Source organism: Mucilaginibacter ginsenosidivorax, assembly GCF_007971525.1.
Lineage (GTDB): Bacteria > Bacteroidota > Bacteroidia > Sphingobacteriales > Sphingobacteriaceae > Mucilaginibacter > Mucilaginibacter ginsenosidivorax.
In genome coordinates, this window is record NZ_CP042437.1 from 37,067 (window position 1) to 51,449 (window position 14,383).

Annotated in this window: 10 protein-coding genes; 6 read left to right on the forward strand and 4 right to left on the reverse strand. The window is 43.6% G+C overall.

The window, feature by feature from the left end; all coding sequences use genetic code 11:
• Positions 1–65 precede the first annotated feature (65 nt).
• The 6 genes from FSB76_RS00185 (at position 66) to FSB76_RS00210 (ending at position 6,966) form a co-directional block, all read left to right on the forward strand.
• Positions 66–1,034, forward strand: a complete 969-nt coding sequence (locus FSB76_RS00185) for a glycosyltransferase (protein ID WP_147051599.1) — start codon at positions 66–68, stop codon at positions 1,032–1,034.
• Positions 1,035–1,040: 6 nt separating this feature from the next.
• On the forward strand, positions 1,041–1,820 hold the full coding sequence (locus FSB76_RS00190; protein ID WP_147051600.1) for a glycerophosphoryl diester phosphodiesterase membrane domain-containing protein: 780 nt from the start codon (positions 1,041–1,043) through the stop codon (positions 1,818–1,820).
• A 3-nt stretch (positions 1,821–1,823) separates the two neighbouring features.
• Positions 1,824–3,320, forward strand: a complete 1,497-nt coding sequence (locus tag FSB76_RS00195; protein ID WP_147051601.1) for a GH3 auxin-responsive promoter family protein — start codon at positions 1,824–1,826, stop codon at positions 3,318–3,320.
• Between the two features lie 358 nt (positions 3,321–3,678).
• Positions 3,679–4,866 carry a 1-deoxy-D-xylulose-5-phosphate reductoisomerase gene (locus FSB76_RS00200; protein WP_225976371.1) on the forward strand — a complete coding sequence of 396 codons (1,188 nt, stop codon included), beginning with the start codon at positions 3,679–3,681 and terminating at the stop codon, positions 4,864–4,866.
• 16 nt (positions 4,867–4,882) lie between these two features.
• Positions 4,883–6,211 (forward strand): RIP metalloprotease RseP, encoded by a 1,329-nt coding sequence (gene rseP, locus FSB76_RS00205; RefSeq protein WP_147051602.1) that lies wholly within the window; start codon positions 4,883–4,885, stop codon positions 6,209–6,211.
• Between the two features lie 155 nt (positions 6,212–6,366).
• Positions 6,367–6,966, forward strand: a complete 600-nt coding sequence (locus FSB76_RS00210) for a GNAT family N-acetyltransferase (RefSeq protein WP_147051603.1) — start codon at positions 6,367–6,369, stop codon at positions 6,964–6,966.
• A gap of 279 nt (positions 6,967–7,245) precedes the next feature.
• On the opposite strand, the gene FSB76_RS00215 is transcribed toward FSB76_RS00210, so the two are convergent.
• The 4 genes from FSB76_RS00215 to FSB76_RS00230 form a co-directional block, all read right to left on the reverse strand.
• The gene (locus FSB76_RS00215; RefSeq protein WP_147051604.1) at positions 7,246–10,374 is read right to left on the reverse strand and encodes an efflux RND transporter permease subunit; all 3,129 of its coding nucleotides are present in this window, start codon (positions 10,372–10,374) and stop codon (positions 7,246–7,248) included.
• A gap of 165 nt (positions 10,375–10,539) precedes the next feature.
• Positions 10,540–11,634: an efflux RND transporter periplasmic adaptor subunit gene (locus FSB76_RS00220; protein ID WP_147051605.1), complete on the reverse strand. Its 1,095-nt coding sequence runs from the start codon at positions 11,632–11,634 to the stop codon at positions 10,540–10,542.
• Between the two features lie 13 nt (positions 11,635–11,647).
• Positions 11,648–12,949 carry a TolC family protein gene (locus FSB76_RS00225; protein ID WP_147051606.1) on the reverse strand — a complete coding sequence of 434 codons (1,302 nt, stop codon included), beginning with the start codon at positions 12,947–12,949 and terminating at the stop codon, positions 11,648–11,650.
• A gap of 69 nt (positions 12,950–13,018) precedes the next feature.
• On the reverse strand, positions 13,019–14,383 hold the full coding sequence (locus FSB76_RS00230) for a sensor histidine kinase (RefSeq protein WP_147051607.1): 1,365 nt from the start codon (positions 14,381–14,383) through the stop codon (positions 13,019–13,021).

Sequence of the window (14,383 nt, forward strand, 5' to 3'; positions counted from 1 at the left end):
AAAAAATCATAAAATCCGCAGCTTCATCTGCACATTTGCACATCTGAAATCTGCACATCTAACATATGTTTTTTTCCATCATCATTCCTTTATATAACCGCCCGCAGGAGATCAAAGAATTACTGGAGACCCTGGTGCTGCAAACGTACCGGAATTTTGAGGTTTTGGTGATTGAAGATGGATCTGTTCATGATGCTGAAGCTATTGTAAACAGCTTTGTTGGGCAGTTGGATGTTCGCTATTTTAAAAAAGCAAACGAAGGCCAGGGTTTTACACGCAATTTTGGATTTGAACGCGCCAGGGGCGATTACTTTATCATATTCGATTCGGATTGTTTGATCCCTGCAGATTACCTGCAGATTGTAAATAATTCGTTAACCACAAATTACCTTGATGCTTACGGCGGCCCCGACGGAGCACACGCTTCATTTACGCCTACGCAAAAGGCCATCAGCTATAGCATGACCTCCCCTTTTACAACCGGCGGCATCCGCGGTAATAAAAAAGGGATTGGGCAGTTTCATCCACGCAGTTTTAACATGGGCGTATCAAGGCAGGTATGGGAAAAAGCAGGCGGTTTTATTATCACCCGCCTGGGCGAGGATATTGAATACAGCATCCGCATCCACTCCATGGGTTTTAAAATCGGGCTGATACCCGATGCCATCGTTTATCATAAACGCCGCACTAACTTTGTACAGTTTTTTAAGCAGCTGCACTTTTTTGGCAGGGCACGTATTAACATTTATAAGTTTTTCCCGCAGGAATTAAAGGCGGTGCACTTTTTCCCGGCGGCGTTTACCCTGTTCCTGCTTTTTACGCTCATTTTCAACTTATTGGGTTGGCAGATTGCCAAACTGGGCAACTTTATCGTGTTGTTTATCATTTTGTTAATATTTTTTCATTCATGGTGGAAAAATAAATCAGCAAAAATCGCATTTTTGAGCATTATAGCTGCCTTCACTCAACTAACAGCCTACGGGATAGGATTTATGCAGGATTTTTGGAAGCGGGTAATTTTTAACAGATCATAATAACCTATGTACCACACCTTTTCTGTTGCAGAAACCATTAAAACTGCATGGAATATTTTAAAGAAAAATTTTGTTCCGCTTGTTGTGTATTCGGTTATTTCGCTGTTTATAAACGAAGTGCTTGACTTTTTTAAGACATTTTTTTTAATTGATGATGATGATGTAACTACAAAGTTTATTGTAGTATTTATTCAATTAATAGTACAATGCTATATAGGTTTAAGCTTTTATAAGCTCATTTTAACGTTAATGGACAGGGAGTATTATGAGTTTGAATTTAAAGATATATTGCCATCGGCCAAGATGACTTTGAATTTTGTGGTGATAGGTTTACTTACAGGTGTACTGATATTGATATTATCAACAATATACATATTTTCTATCAAATTAAACGTTCCGTCCGGGGCCATTGAAATAATCGAGCTCATATTAATACTTTATTTAAGCCTTCGCTGCATTTTTTGTATTTGCTTTATAGTAGATGATGACTCGTCGCCAATAGAATCGTTAAAGCAAAGCTTCGAGATAACCAAAGACAATTTCTTTAAAACAGCCGGTATTTTTGTCATAATTATAAGCATAATGGTATTAGCCCTTATACCAGTTATATTGATACTGAACCTGGTTGGCCTTGACCAGGAAAAGAATGGATTTGTATTTAGGCTTGCGTCATATTGCTGGGTGATATTAACCTTTCCATTTATCCAGGTAATTATCATGGTTACCTACCGTAAATTGGTTTACAGCCACCTGGATGTAGACGATGACCTGTCCGAAACCAATTAACCAATGGGCTTTAAATCTGTATTAAGCAAAGTTTTTGCAGCCCTGGTAAACAGGGAGCTTAATCAGCTGCGTAAAAACGCCCTCACATTGCAGCAAAACACATTTAGCAATCTTATTCACCAGGCTAAAGATACCGCCTTTGGTAAAGCGCATAATTTTTCGCAGATCAATAATTATGAAGATTTTAAGCGTAATGTACCTATCCACGATTATGAAGACCTGCGCCCCTATATCGACAGGGTTGTAAAAGGCGAAGAAAATGTGTTATGGCCGGGCAAGCCAAAATACCTGGCCAAAACATCGGGCACAACATCGGGTGTAAAATATATCCCAATATCAAAAGAAAGCATGCCCCAGCATATTAAAGCCGCCCGAAACGCGCTGCTTGCTTATATCCACGAAACAGGCAATGCCGGTTTTGTTGATGGTAAAATGATTTTTTTGCAGGGAAGCCCGGTTTTAGCCGAAAAGAATGGTGTTTCAACAGGAAGGCTTTCGGGTATTGTTGCCCACCATGTGCCCGCCTACCTTCAAAAAAACAGGTTACCCAGCTACCAAACCAATTGCATTGAAGATTGGGAGCAAAAGGTTGATGCCATAGTTGACGAAACTTTTAATGAAGATATGCGCCTCATCAGCGGCATACCGCCCTGGTGCCAGATGTATTTCGACAGGCTTTCGGCAAAGGCCGGTGGCAAAAAGGTGAAAGATATTTTCCCCAACTTTAAATTGTATGTGCATGGCGGCGTAAACTATGAACCATACCGCGCCCGGATGGAAGAAAGTATCGGCTTTAAAATTGATTCTATCGAAACTTATCCCGCATCAGAGGGATTTATCGCTTTCCAGGATTCGCAAAAGGAGCACGGGCTGTTGTTATTAGTTGACTCGGGCATATTTTACGAGTTTATCCCTTCTGAAGAGTATTTTAACGAGCACCCAACCCGCATCAATATCAAAGATGTGGAACTGGAGAAAAACTACGCGCTCATCATGAACACCAGCGCCGGGTTGTGGGGTTATAGCTTAGGGGATACCATTAAATTTATATCTAAAAATCCTTATAAGATCATTGTAACCGGTCGTATTAAACATTATATATCAGCCTTTGGCGAACATGTTATTGGCGAAGAAGTGGAACATGCTTTAATGAGCATTGCAAAGGCCGAGGGCGTGGACGTAATTGAATTTACCGTAGCCCCCCAAGTTAACCCACCGGTCGGGCAACTCCCTTACCACGAGTGGTTTGTAGAGTTTGGAACACCACCCGCCGATCTTCAATCCTTTGCCATAAAAGTGGACAAAGCCCTGCAAAAGAAAAATATTTACTATTTTGACCTGATTGAAGGTAACATTTTGCAACCTTTGATCATCCAAGCCCTACAAAAAAACGCGTTTATAAATTACATGCGTTCAGAAGGAAAATTGGGGGGACAAAATAAGGTGCCAAGGCTATCAAACGACAGGAAGATAGCGGATGGGTTAAAAGCGTATATTTAAGCCCCTCTAAATCTCCCCTAAAGGGGAGACTTGAAAAAGGCAAACAGACATAACAGAAGCGTATTATAATTATATTCGCAAATCAAAAAAGGGTGTCATGGGTAGGCGTAAAATTTAATGAAACCATGAAAGGGAGATGGCACTAAAAAATAAAGACTGTCATCCTGAGGAACGAAGGATCTATTCGCGAACTTTTCTATCGGTCATGCATAGCTGATAGATCCTTCGTACCTCAGGATGACAGGAAAATTGATATGTGATGGGTAGCCCGCCGAAGCATAGCGTGCAAAGGCCTGTCTGCGCGTGTGTTGACAAGCTCAGGATGACCGGCATTTTTTCTTAAATAAAGATATTATAATTGAGTAAGCAGATAAAAAACATTGCCATTTTAGGCTCGACAGGCAGTATAGGTACCCAAACACTTGAAGTGATAAAGGGTAACAATAACCTGTTCAGGGCTTTTTTAATTACGGCGCACTCGAATGCAGAGCTGTTAATTAGCCAGGCTATTGAGTTTATGCCGGCGTATGCCATTATATGCGATACCGGCAAATACCTGCAGGTTAAAGAAGCCCTTGCCCACCTGCCTATTGAGGTACTTGCAGGCCACCAGGCTATTATTGATACTGTTACACACCCTGAAATTGATGTTGTGCTTACAGCCATGGTTGGCTTTGCGGGTTTGGAGCCTACCATTGCCGCGATAAAGGCCGGTAAAGATATTGCCCTGGCCAATAAAGAAACTTTAGTTGTTGCAGGCGAAATTGTAACCGCTTTAGCCAAACAACATGGCGTTAATATTCTGCCTGTAGATTCTGAACACTCGGCCATTTTCCAGTGCCTTACAGGCGAGGAAAATAACCCGGTAGAAAAGCTGATCATCACCGCCTCGGGCGGGCCTTTCCGTGGCCGCAGCCTTGATTTTTTGACCGGTGTAAGCCGTGAAGAGGCGTTAAAACATCCCAACTGGGTAATGGGTGCCAAAATCACTATCGATTCGGCATCGCTCATGAATAAGGGACTGGAAGTGATAGAGGCAAAGTGGCTTTTTGATGTAGATGCAGACCAGATTGATGTGGTGGTTCACCCGCAATCCATCATTCACTCCATGGTGCAATTCAGGGATGGATCAATCAAAGCACAAATGGGCTTGCCGGATATGAAGCTGCCCATCCAGTATGCCCTTACCTACCCTAACCGCATTCAAAATGATTTTAAGCGCTTTGATTTTACCGCTTACCCTAACCTGACTTTCGAAAAACCAGACCTGGAAACTTTTCGTAATCTTGGTTTAGCTTATGCCGCATTAAAACAAGGTGGCAACATGCCTTGTATTATTAATGCGGCCAACGAGATTGCCGTTGCAGGTTTTTTAAATAACAGCATCGGTTTCCTGGCCATGAGCGATTTAATTGAAGAGTGTATGCAGCAAATCGCCTTTGTATCGCAGCCAACCATAACCGATTATTTGAATACCGACAAAGAAACACGCATCTTTGCGCAAAATTTTATACAAAAACTGCCGTTAAAGGCAATAAACTATTAATAGATAAATATAACGAATGAGTATAGTGATCATGGTAGGCCAGCTTGTACTGGGCCTTTCAATTTTAATCATCCTGCACGAACTGGGGCACTTTTTAACGGCCCGGGCTTTCGGGATTAAAGTAGATAAATTTTATTTGTTTTTTGACGCATGGAATATCAGCCTGTTTAAGTTTACATATAAAGGTGTTGAATATGGCATTGGCTGGCTGCCTTTAGGTGGCTATGTTAAAATTGCCGGTATGATAGATGAATCGATGGATACCGACCAGATGGCCGGTCCGCCGCAGCCCTGGGAGTTCCGTTCAAAACCAGCATGGCAGCGTTTAATTGTAATGCTTGGCGGCGTTACAGTTAACATTATTTTAGGTATCGTTATATTTTGGATCCTGACTATCCGCTTCGGCGAAAGCTATATCCCTAACGCCAGCGCCAAATTTGGGATAGTACCCGGCGTGGTAGGTAAAAAAATAGGCTTATTGCCGGGCGATAAAATTACCGCTGTTAATGGTAAAGAAATTGTACGTTTTGACGATTTAACCAGCCCAAAAGTATTGCTCGAAAACACCGTATTCACCGTAGTGCGCGGAGCCCAAACATTAAGCATTACGGTACCGCATACCATATTAAATGATTTGGCCGATCATGGTATCGAAGAATTTATCAGCCGCGTACCACGTACCAAATTTTCTGTCGATTCTGTTTATGGTAATGCTAAAAAAGCAGGCCTGCAAAAAGGCGATAGCGTGGTGGCAGTAAACGGCCAACCAGTAGTATTTTTTGACGAGATGCAAAGCCAGCTTGCGGCAAACAAAGGTAAGGTGGTTGACCTGAGCGTAAAACGCAACAACGCCATTTTGCCATTAAAAGCCCAGGTAACCGCCGATGGTACTATTGGTTTTGCAAGGCCAAAAAGCGATTTCCCCGAAGTTAAGACCATAAAATACGGTTTCTTTCAATCTTTCCCCATCGGTGCAGCAAGGGCTATAAGTACCTTTACCGATAACGCCAAAGGCCTGGGCAAAATATTTAAAGGCGATGTTAAGTTTAACAAGGCTGTAAGCGGCCCGGTTGCCATAGCTAACCTGTTTGGCGGCACTATTGATTGGGTACACTTTTGGAGCCTGGTAGGCTTTTTATCAATGGTATTGGCGCTGATGAACCTGTTGCCTATCCCGGCACTTGACGGTGGCCATGCTGTATTCCTGATAGTGGAGATGATAAAAGGTAAACCACTGAGCGATAAGTTCCTGGAGCGCGCGCAAATTGTGGGCTTTGTAATACTGGTTACCCTGATGGTATTTGTTTTTGGAAACGATATTGTAAATAAGGTAATGAAGAAATAAGCCGAAAGCTAAAAGCAGAAGGCTGAAAGCTATAAAAGAACGGCCCGGAGATTTTATCTCCGGGCCGTTTTGGTTTGTGACCAGCGGGACCTGTCCGATTACAACTTCAATTTTTATCTGTCAGTACGCAGTATAATTTCCGATATTTACCAGCCATGTACACGCTTAAATACCAGGAATTTTCTGAGGCCTTATACCAGGCATTGCAGCCCGATCCGTTTTATATCAGGTTATTACAATCAATCCCCGGCGATAAGGAGAAACAGGAGGCTTTAATAAGCTACCTTGATTATTCGATGTACGAGGCCGAAAAATATGGACTACTGTTTATTCCCGGCCAACACAGGTATGGCGCGTCTGTATGGAGTAAGCCCTTAAGTACTGCGCTTGAATCAGAAAAAGGGCAGGAAAAGAAGATGTTTTTGAAAGCCAATTTGGGTGATGGCGTGCTTGATGCCTATGTACAAATGGTAGATTTCATGTCGACTAAGGTTGATGGCTTAATTCCGGCAGACGCCTGGTACCTGTCAATAGTCGGCATCAAACCGGAGTTTCAGGGTAAAGGTTTAGGTGTCGGTTTGATAAACGAGATACTGGAAAAAACCGATAAACTGGGCCTCTCCACATACCTGGAAACTTTTACGCCCAGAAACATCTCGTTTTATAACAGGCTGGGATATGAAGAAAGCGCATCCTTTTTAGAACCTGTTACCAATGCCACTTATTGGGTGATGCAACGGGAAGCTCGTGGTTAAAAAGTAGGGTAAACTAATTAAAAGAACTATGTCCCTTTCGGTACCTGCATTGGCCAACAACAGGCACAAATATTGGATAAGACAACATTACGCAATCAATTTAGTGTTAACCATGTTTAAATACAATGAATTGATTGTCAAATATTTATAAAAAATATATCTGAAATGTGTTAAGTTATGTTAACCCACTTTAGATGTGTGCTTACCCTGTTAAAAAAAGCCCCCGTCATTACAACAGGGGGCTCGGTTATATATAGAAATTAGGGAAAGTTCGTTATTTTATAACCTGCCGGTATCTCCACTTTCTACGCGTTTACGGTAAGTCCAGTAAAACACGATGGGGAATACAAAAAGGTTAAAAATGGTATTGGTAATTAAGCCGCCAATTACCACTATAGCCAATGGTTTTGAAGCCTCGGAACCGATGCCTGCGGACAATGCAGCCGGCAGCAAACCAATGGCAGCCATCATAGCCGTCATGATCACCGGGCGCATCCTATCGGCAACGCCGTTTTTCAAAGCCTCGGTAAAATCAGTAAATTGTTGGTGGCGCAGCTCCTTAATGTTCGATTTAAATTTCGAGATCAGGATAACGCCATTTTGCACGCAGATACCAAACAATGCTATAAACCCTATCCCTGCCGATATATTAAAGTTAACCCCGGTAATCAACAAAGCCAGGATGCCACCCATGATGGCAAAAGGCACGTTGTTTAATACCAGCAGCGAATCCCTGAAGTTGCCGAACAGGATAAACAGGATAAAGAAAATGATAAGCAAGCTCACCGGCACCGCCTGCGACAGCCTTTGCGTGGCACGTTGCTGGTTTTCAAAATCGCCGGCCCATTCTAAACGGTAATCTTTAGGCAGCTTAATTTGTTCGTTTACCTTAGCCTGTGCTTCGGCAATGGTGCTGCCCATATCCCTGCCACGGATAGAGAACTTGATAGCACCGTACCGACTGTTTTTATCGCGGTATATCATACTGATGCCCGTTATTTTACCGATATCAGCTATCTCCCTTAAAGGAACTTTACCGCCATTTAAAGTCGGCACACGCAAATCGCCTATTGCGGTTGCATTGTTCCTGAAATCTTCCGGATAACGGATCCTGAGGTCAAACTTCTTTTCACCTTCATAAATCTGTGTAGCAGCGCGGCCGCCAATAGCTGTCTCTATTACCGCGTTAGCATCAGCAGCCGTAACACCGTATTGGGCCATTTTATCCTGGTTAAGGTTTATCTGCAATTCGGGCTGGCCCATGTTGCGTAAAATGCCCAAATCCTCGATACCGCGTACGCCTTTCAGGATCTTGTAAATCTGCTCTTCCCTGCTTTCGATATAAGGATAGTTATCGCCAAACATTTTTACCACGATAGAACCCTTCACCCCCGATACCGCTTCTTCAACGTTATCTGATATAGGCTGCGAGAAGTTGAGGTCGACACCAGGATAAAATTTCAGTTTATCCTGCATCCGGGCAATGAGTTCTTCTTTGGTTTCTTTACGTTTCCATTCGTCCTGCGGATAAATATCAACATGGAATTCGATGTTGTAAAAGCCCGTAGCATCGGTGCCATCATTTGGCCTGCCGGTTTGCGATATCACCTGCTTAACCTCGTCAAAACTCAGGAAGATCCGCCTCATCTCGTTGGATAGCTTAACCGACTCTTCCAGCGAGGTACTTAACGGGCCGGTTGCCCGCACATATATCGATCCTTCGTTTAATTCCGGTAAAAACTCAGTACCTAACAACGTAAAACAACCTAAACTGATAACCAAAGCAGTAACTGCTATCGGGAACACAATTTTGCGGCGTTTAAAACACAGGTTATAAAAGCGAAGAGCATTTTTGGTAATAAACTCTACAAATACATTATGGCGTTCCTTAACATTTTTGCGTAACAGGATGCTGCACAGCGCAGGCACAAGCGTAAAAGTTAACAACAAGGCTCCCAAAAGCGCGAAGCTCAATGTCCAGGCCAGGGGCGAAAACATTTTCCCCTCAACCTTTTGAAAGCTGAAGATGGGCAGCAAACCGGTAATGATAATAGCCTTGGCAAAAAAGATGCCCTTACCGTTTACCAAACTGGCCTGGCGGATTAGCCCAAGCTTGCTCAGCTTGTTAAAATTTTCCATCCCCATTTCTTTGGCCTTATGGTCAAGCAAGACAAATATTCCTTCCACCATCACCACCGCCCCATCTATGATAATCCCAAAATCGATAGCGCCCATAGAGAGTAAATTGGCCGACATACCTTTTAACTTCAGGCACATAAATGCAAACAACAGTGCCAGCGGGATGATGATGGCTACAATTACCGTAGTGCGCCAGTCGGCCATAAACAGTAATACAATCACCGTTACAAATATGATCCCCTCGGCCATGTTGTGCAGCACGGTATGCGTGGCAAAATCAACCAGGTTTTCGCGGTCGTAAAAAGTATTGATCTTAACATCCTCAGGCAGTATAGTACCGTTCAGTTCTTTGATCTTATCTTTAAGGCCGGCAATAACTACACTGGGGTTCTCGCCTTTGCGCATTACCACTATACCTTCTACCACATCTGGGTCAACATCGCGGCCCACCTGGCCCAGTCTTGGCAATGATGATTCGGTTACTTCGGCAATTGTCTTTACGTATATAGGCGTGCCTTTTACGTTATTAACAACAATGTTCTTTATCTCGCTGATGTTGTTGAGCAACCCTATGCCGCGCACCACGTAAGCCTGCCCGCTTTGCTGTATCACATCGCCGCCAACGTTTACGTTGCTTTTAGATACCGCATCGAACAGTTGCAAGGGGGTAATATCATACTGAACCGCCTTTTCGGGGTTTATGGTGATCTGGTAAGTTTTCACCTCGCCGCCAAAGCTGTTTACATCGGCTACACCGGGTACAGCCCTTATCTCGCGGCTTACCACCCAGTCCTGTATGGTTTTCAATTCGCGCACCGACCGTTTATTACTGGTTAAAGTGTAACGGTAAATTTCGCCTGTCGGCCCGTAAGGGGGCTCAATTTCAGGCGTAATTCCATCCGGCAAATTGGCCTCATCAAGGTGGTTGTTGATCTGTAGACGGGCAAACGCATAATCAACATCGTCATCAAATGTAATTTTCACTACAGACAGGCCAAACAACGACGATGAGCGCACACTGGTCTTTTTCTCGGCGGGGTTCATAGCCAGTTCTATGGGGCGGGTTACAAATTTTTCAACCTCTTCGGCGCTGCGGCCGGGCCATTGGGTTATAATAGTTACCGATGTATTGGTTACATCCGGGAAGGCATCTATAGCAATGGTTTTAAAGCTGATATAGCCGGCCACTGCCATAAGCAGGGTAACAAAAAATATAAAAATCTTATTTTTAAGTGCAAAAGACAGCACTCCTTTTATGAACTTGTTCATCTGTTCGTTTTATGAAGCCTCACCTAAATCCTCTCCAAAGGAGAGGGCTTTTGATTTGCGCGTTTTTTTATTTTCCCGATTCTATTATTAGAATGTCGACTAAGCCCACCCCATACTATTCATAACCCTCTCCTTTGGAGAGGGCAGGGTGAGGCCTAAGGCTCATTACTCCTTTAATGATTCGTATAGGTAAACTTGCCTTGAAGCAACCACCCGCTGCCCTGGCTTTAACCCTTTGCTGATGTAGGCAACATCTTCTACCCGTTTGGCTATTTCAACCAGTTGGATATGCACTTTAGCTGGCCCATCTACCACAACCACATAGTTTTTATTATTATCAAACACAATGGCATCGGTTTTAATAGCCGGCAGATTCATCCCCGATTTGGCTTGTATTTTTACATTGGTAAACATGCCTGGTTTAAGCATATTATCGGGATTGCTAATCATCACCCTGGCACGCATCACTTTATTGTCCGGGTCGAGCACGTCAAAAAGCTTATCAATTTTGCCGGTAAATACTTTATCAGGATAAGCCAGCGTGGTTATTTGTACGGCATCGCCAAGTTTTACACTGGCGATATCTGACTCATACATATTAATGAGCACAAATACCGACGACAGATCGGCTATGGTAAAAAGGTTCTGGTTATTATCTGCCCGCACCTGCATATCTTCGGTTACGTTTTTTTCAATAACGTAGCCGGTTAAAGGCGATTGGATCTCGTAGCCTTTGCCGTTGCTTTTATTGATAGACATGATAGACCCGGCCCTATTGTTTTCGGCAGTAGCCTTTTGATAGTCTGATTTTGCCTGCTCCAGGTCTTTCTCTGACGACAGGCCGCTTTTATAAAGGTCCTGCGTGGTTTCCAGCTGGCGTTTGGCGTTTCGAAGGTCGGCCTGTGCCGAAATCAAATCGCGGCTGAAACCGGCAATCTCGGCGCTCCTCAAGGTGGTAAGCACCTGGCCTTTTTTAACCACATCGCCCAACTGCACATGTACCGACTGCGCTATGCCGCTTACCATCGGGAAAATTTTTACCATTTTGCTTTCATCCGGCGCTATGCTGCCGGTAAGGGTAATTTCCGACACTGCGTTTTCGGCCTTCACGGTGTCAATAACCAGGCTGCGCAACAAGGTATCAGTTACCTCAAAACGGGCATCTTTTGCGGCTTCGTCCGGGTGATGCGAACAGGCCGAGATAGACAAAATCAATGCCGGAAGAATACTAAAAACAACTACTTTATATGGGCGATACATGATCTGTGTGTTATTATTGATTAAAGAATGGTGTGCCGGTTGCAAAATTCAATTGCTCTAACGAGCTGATGCGGTTGAGCTGCAGGTTATTTAACTGCAGCGTATTGGTTTTATATGAATCGTAAAAATCAAGAAACTCCAACAGGCCGATGTTGTGTTTCTGGTAGTTTTTAAATACTTCCTGTATCAGGTGGTTAAAATCCTGCTTAAACTTTGGGTCGAAGCTGTTGTACAGGTTTTCGAGGCGTAACGCGCCCTTGTAATCATTGGCCAGTTCGCTTTCCAGCTGGTCCTGCTGGCTTTGCAATTGCACCTTACTGGCATCAACCGCTATACGGGCCTGTTTTATACCGCCCTGGTTGCGGTTAAAAAATGGTAGCGAAAACGCAATTCCCGCGCTTGAATAATCGCGGATATAACTACCCTGTTTGTCATAAGCCAATGAAAGGGTTACGTCGGGGATAGCTGTTGCCTTTTGCAGCTTCAGGTTAATATTGTTATAATCAACAACCGAGCGCGCAACTTTAAGATCGTACCGGTTAGCATTGGCCGAATCAATAAGACGCTGATAAGGCACATCTGACACCATATTTTTTCCTTCCAGGTTAATATCAACCTGTGGCAACACGAAACTTGATGGTTTGGCGCGAATCATCAGTTTCAGCTCGCTTTGGGTATCGTCAATACCATCCATCAGGTCGTTTAGTTCCGATTGCAGCGAGTATAATTGCGACTGGATGCGCAGCACTTCTTTTTGGGCGATATTACCTTTGGCATACTGCTCCTGGAAAGCCTTAAGCGTTTTCGCCAGGGAATTAATCTCTTCCTGGTAAACCCGTGCCGATTGCTCCTGGAAATAGATCTTATAAAAATCATTCCTTAGGGTATATCTAAGCGTGCGTAACAGGTCAAAAAGCTGGTACTGGGCCTGCTGCGCACTTATTTGCGCCAGCTGGATATTTTTATTACGCTTGCCCGCGGTTTGAATAAGCTGCGATAGCTGCGCCGAATATTCGCCGCCATCATGGCTGGTATCAAAAAAACGTTTGGTTTTAGGGTTGTATAAAACGTTGGCAAAACTAAAATCAGGATTATTGAATAAGCGGGCAGTAATAATTTGTGCCTGCGCCTGGTCAACACTATAGTGCTGAATAATGAGGTCGAGATTGTTTTTTAAAAATTGGGCTTCTGTCTCTTTCAAAGTAACTTTCAGGGTATCGCTGCCGGAGGGTTGCCCGTAAACCGGGCCCCCGACAGCTATACACCATAGTAATAGTTGAATTGAAAAAAGAACGATAACAAATTTTCGGTGCATAGTTTATTTGTTTGGCGCAAAACTATACCACCCAAATTAGACCGACATTAAAGCGGGATTAGAAAGAGATTAGAAAAACGGCACGAAACTAATGGTAAAAGTTGTGCCTTGCCCAACTACCGATTGTATATTGATGGCGCCATTAAATAGCTGGATAATTTTAAAAGCTACGTACAGCCCCACCCCATTGCCATCAAAAATACGCCCGTTTGCACTGCGGTAAAACGGCGTAAATATTTTTTCCTGGTCGTCAGCAGGGATGCCAACGCCCTTATCAATAATTGTAATTACCATGGATTGTTCATTGGCATTTAAACGGCAGGTAACGGGTTGATTGCGCGAGAATTTGAACGCATTCCCAATGATATTATTAAAGGCTATTTTGAGTAATGTAGGGTTGGCATTAATAAACAGTGCCTGCTGATCATCGGGCAAATGGTCAATTTGCACCTGCAGTTGCGGGTGCCCGGCCGACATAGCCCAATGATGCTGCAACTCCCATATTTGTTCATCAATCTGTATAGGTTCCAGCTTTGCGCGGGTATATTCCATATCCGTTTGCGCCAGCTCCATCAGGCTGCTGATAGTATCACTAAGCCGTCCGGCATCATTTAAAACCGATTTCAGCAACTGCTCGTAATCTACAATGCTTCTTTGTTTGTTCAGGGCAACCTCAACTTCGCCAATGATACTTGTAACCGGCGTGCGCAACTCATGCGATGCATTGGCTACAAAGGTTTGCTGCAACTCAAATGAATTTTGCAGGTGACCAAGCAGACGGTTAAAATTAAGGGCCAGGGCACTTATTTCATCCTTACCTTTTCCTTCGTCGACCCTTACATGTAAACTGCTGGCATTAATTTGCTTCATTTGTTTAATAAGACCATCAATAGGCATCAACGACCGCTTTGCAAACCATCTGCCTATAAAAAACAAAACGCTGTTTACCACTATCAAAATGATGATCATGATGCGGATAATACCCGATAAACGGAGTTTGGCCTGCTGATCATATGCGGAGGCAAGGATCACAAAATTACCCTGGTTGTCATGGTAATAAATACCAATTGTTTGCCGCTCGCCCTCCCTAAAGCTGATGTACTTTTTTGCACGGACTTCTTCAATAGTATTAAAGCTCCAGTATTGCTCCTTATCCTTTATAAAAGAGGCTATGTTGTTGGCATTGTAAACCCTTATAACCTCGTTGGGCAGCTGTTCCAACATCCGTTCGCGCACGTGGTTTAAGGAATCGGACGATATTTCGTCGGCTTCGAGGTATAGTTGCGCGGCTACCTTGGCCCTGTCTTTTAAATGTCCGTAAAAATCTGTCCTGAAAAAATCGGCAAAAGCCAGGTACATGCTCCCCATAATAACCAGCAGCATGGCCGAGCTGAGGAGTGTAAAATTTAAGGCAAGCCTGTTTTTTATTTTCAT

Coding starts and splice junctions, on each gene's coding strand:
- FSB76_RS00185 (WP_147051599.1), top strand. CDS start 66: ATGTTTTTTTCCATCATCATTCCTTTATATAACCGCCCGCAGGAGATC.
- FSB76_RS00190 (WP_147051600.1), top strand. CDS start 1,041: ATGTACCACACCTTTTCTGTTGCAGAAACCATTAAAACTGCATGGAAT.
- FSB76_RS00195 (WP_147051601.1), top strand. CDS start 1,824: ATGGGCTTTAAATCTGTATTAAGCAAAGTTTTTGCAGCCCTGGTAAAC.
- rseP (WP_147051602.1), top strand. CDS start 4,883: ATGAGTATAGTGATCATGGTAGGCCAGCTTGTACTGGGCCTTTCAATT.
- FSB76_RS00210 (WP_147051603.1), top strand. CDS start 6,367: ATGTACACGCTTAAATACCAGGAATTTTCTGAGGCCTTATACCAGGCA.
- FSB76_RS00215 (WP_147051604.1), bottom strand. CDS start 10,374: ATGAACAAGTTCATAAAAGGAGTGCTGTCTTTTGCACTTAAAAATAAG.
- FSB76_RS00220 (WP_147051605.1), bottom strand. CDS start 11,634: ATGTATCGCCCATATAAAGTAGTTGTTTTTAGTATTCTTCCGGCATTG.
- FSB76_RS00225 (WP_147051606.1), bottom strand. CDS start 12,949: ATGCACCGAAAATTTGTTATCGTTCTTTTTTCAATTCAACTATTACTA.
- FSB76_RS00230 (WP_147051607.1), bottom strand. CDS start 14,383: ATGAAAATAAAAAACAGGCTTGCCTTAAATTTTACACTCCTCAGCTCG.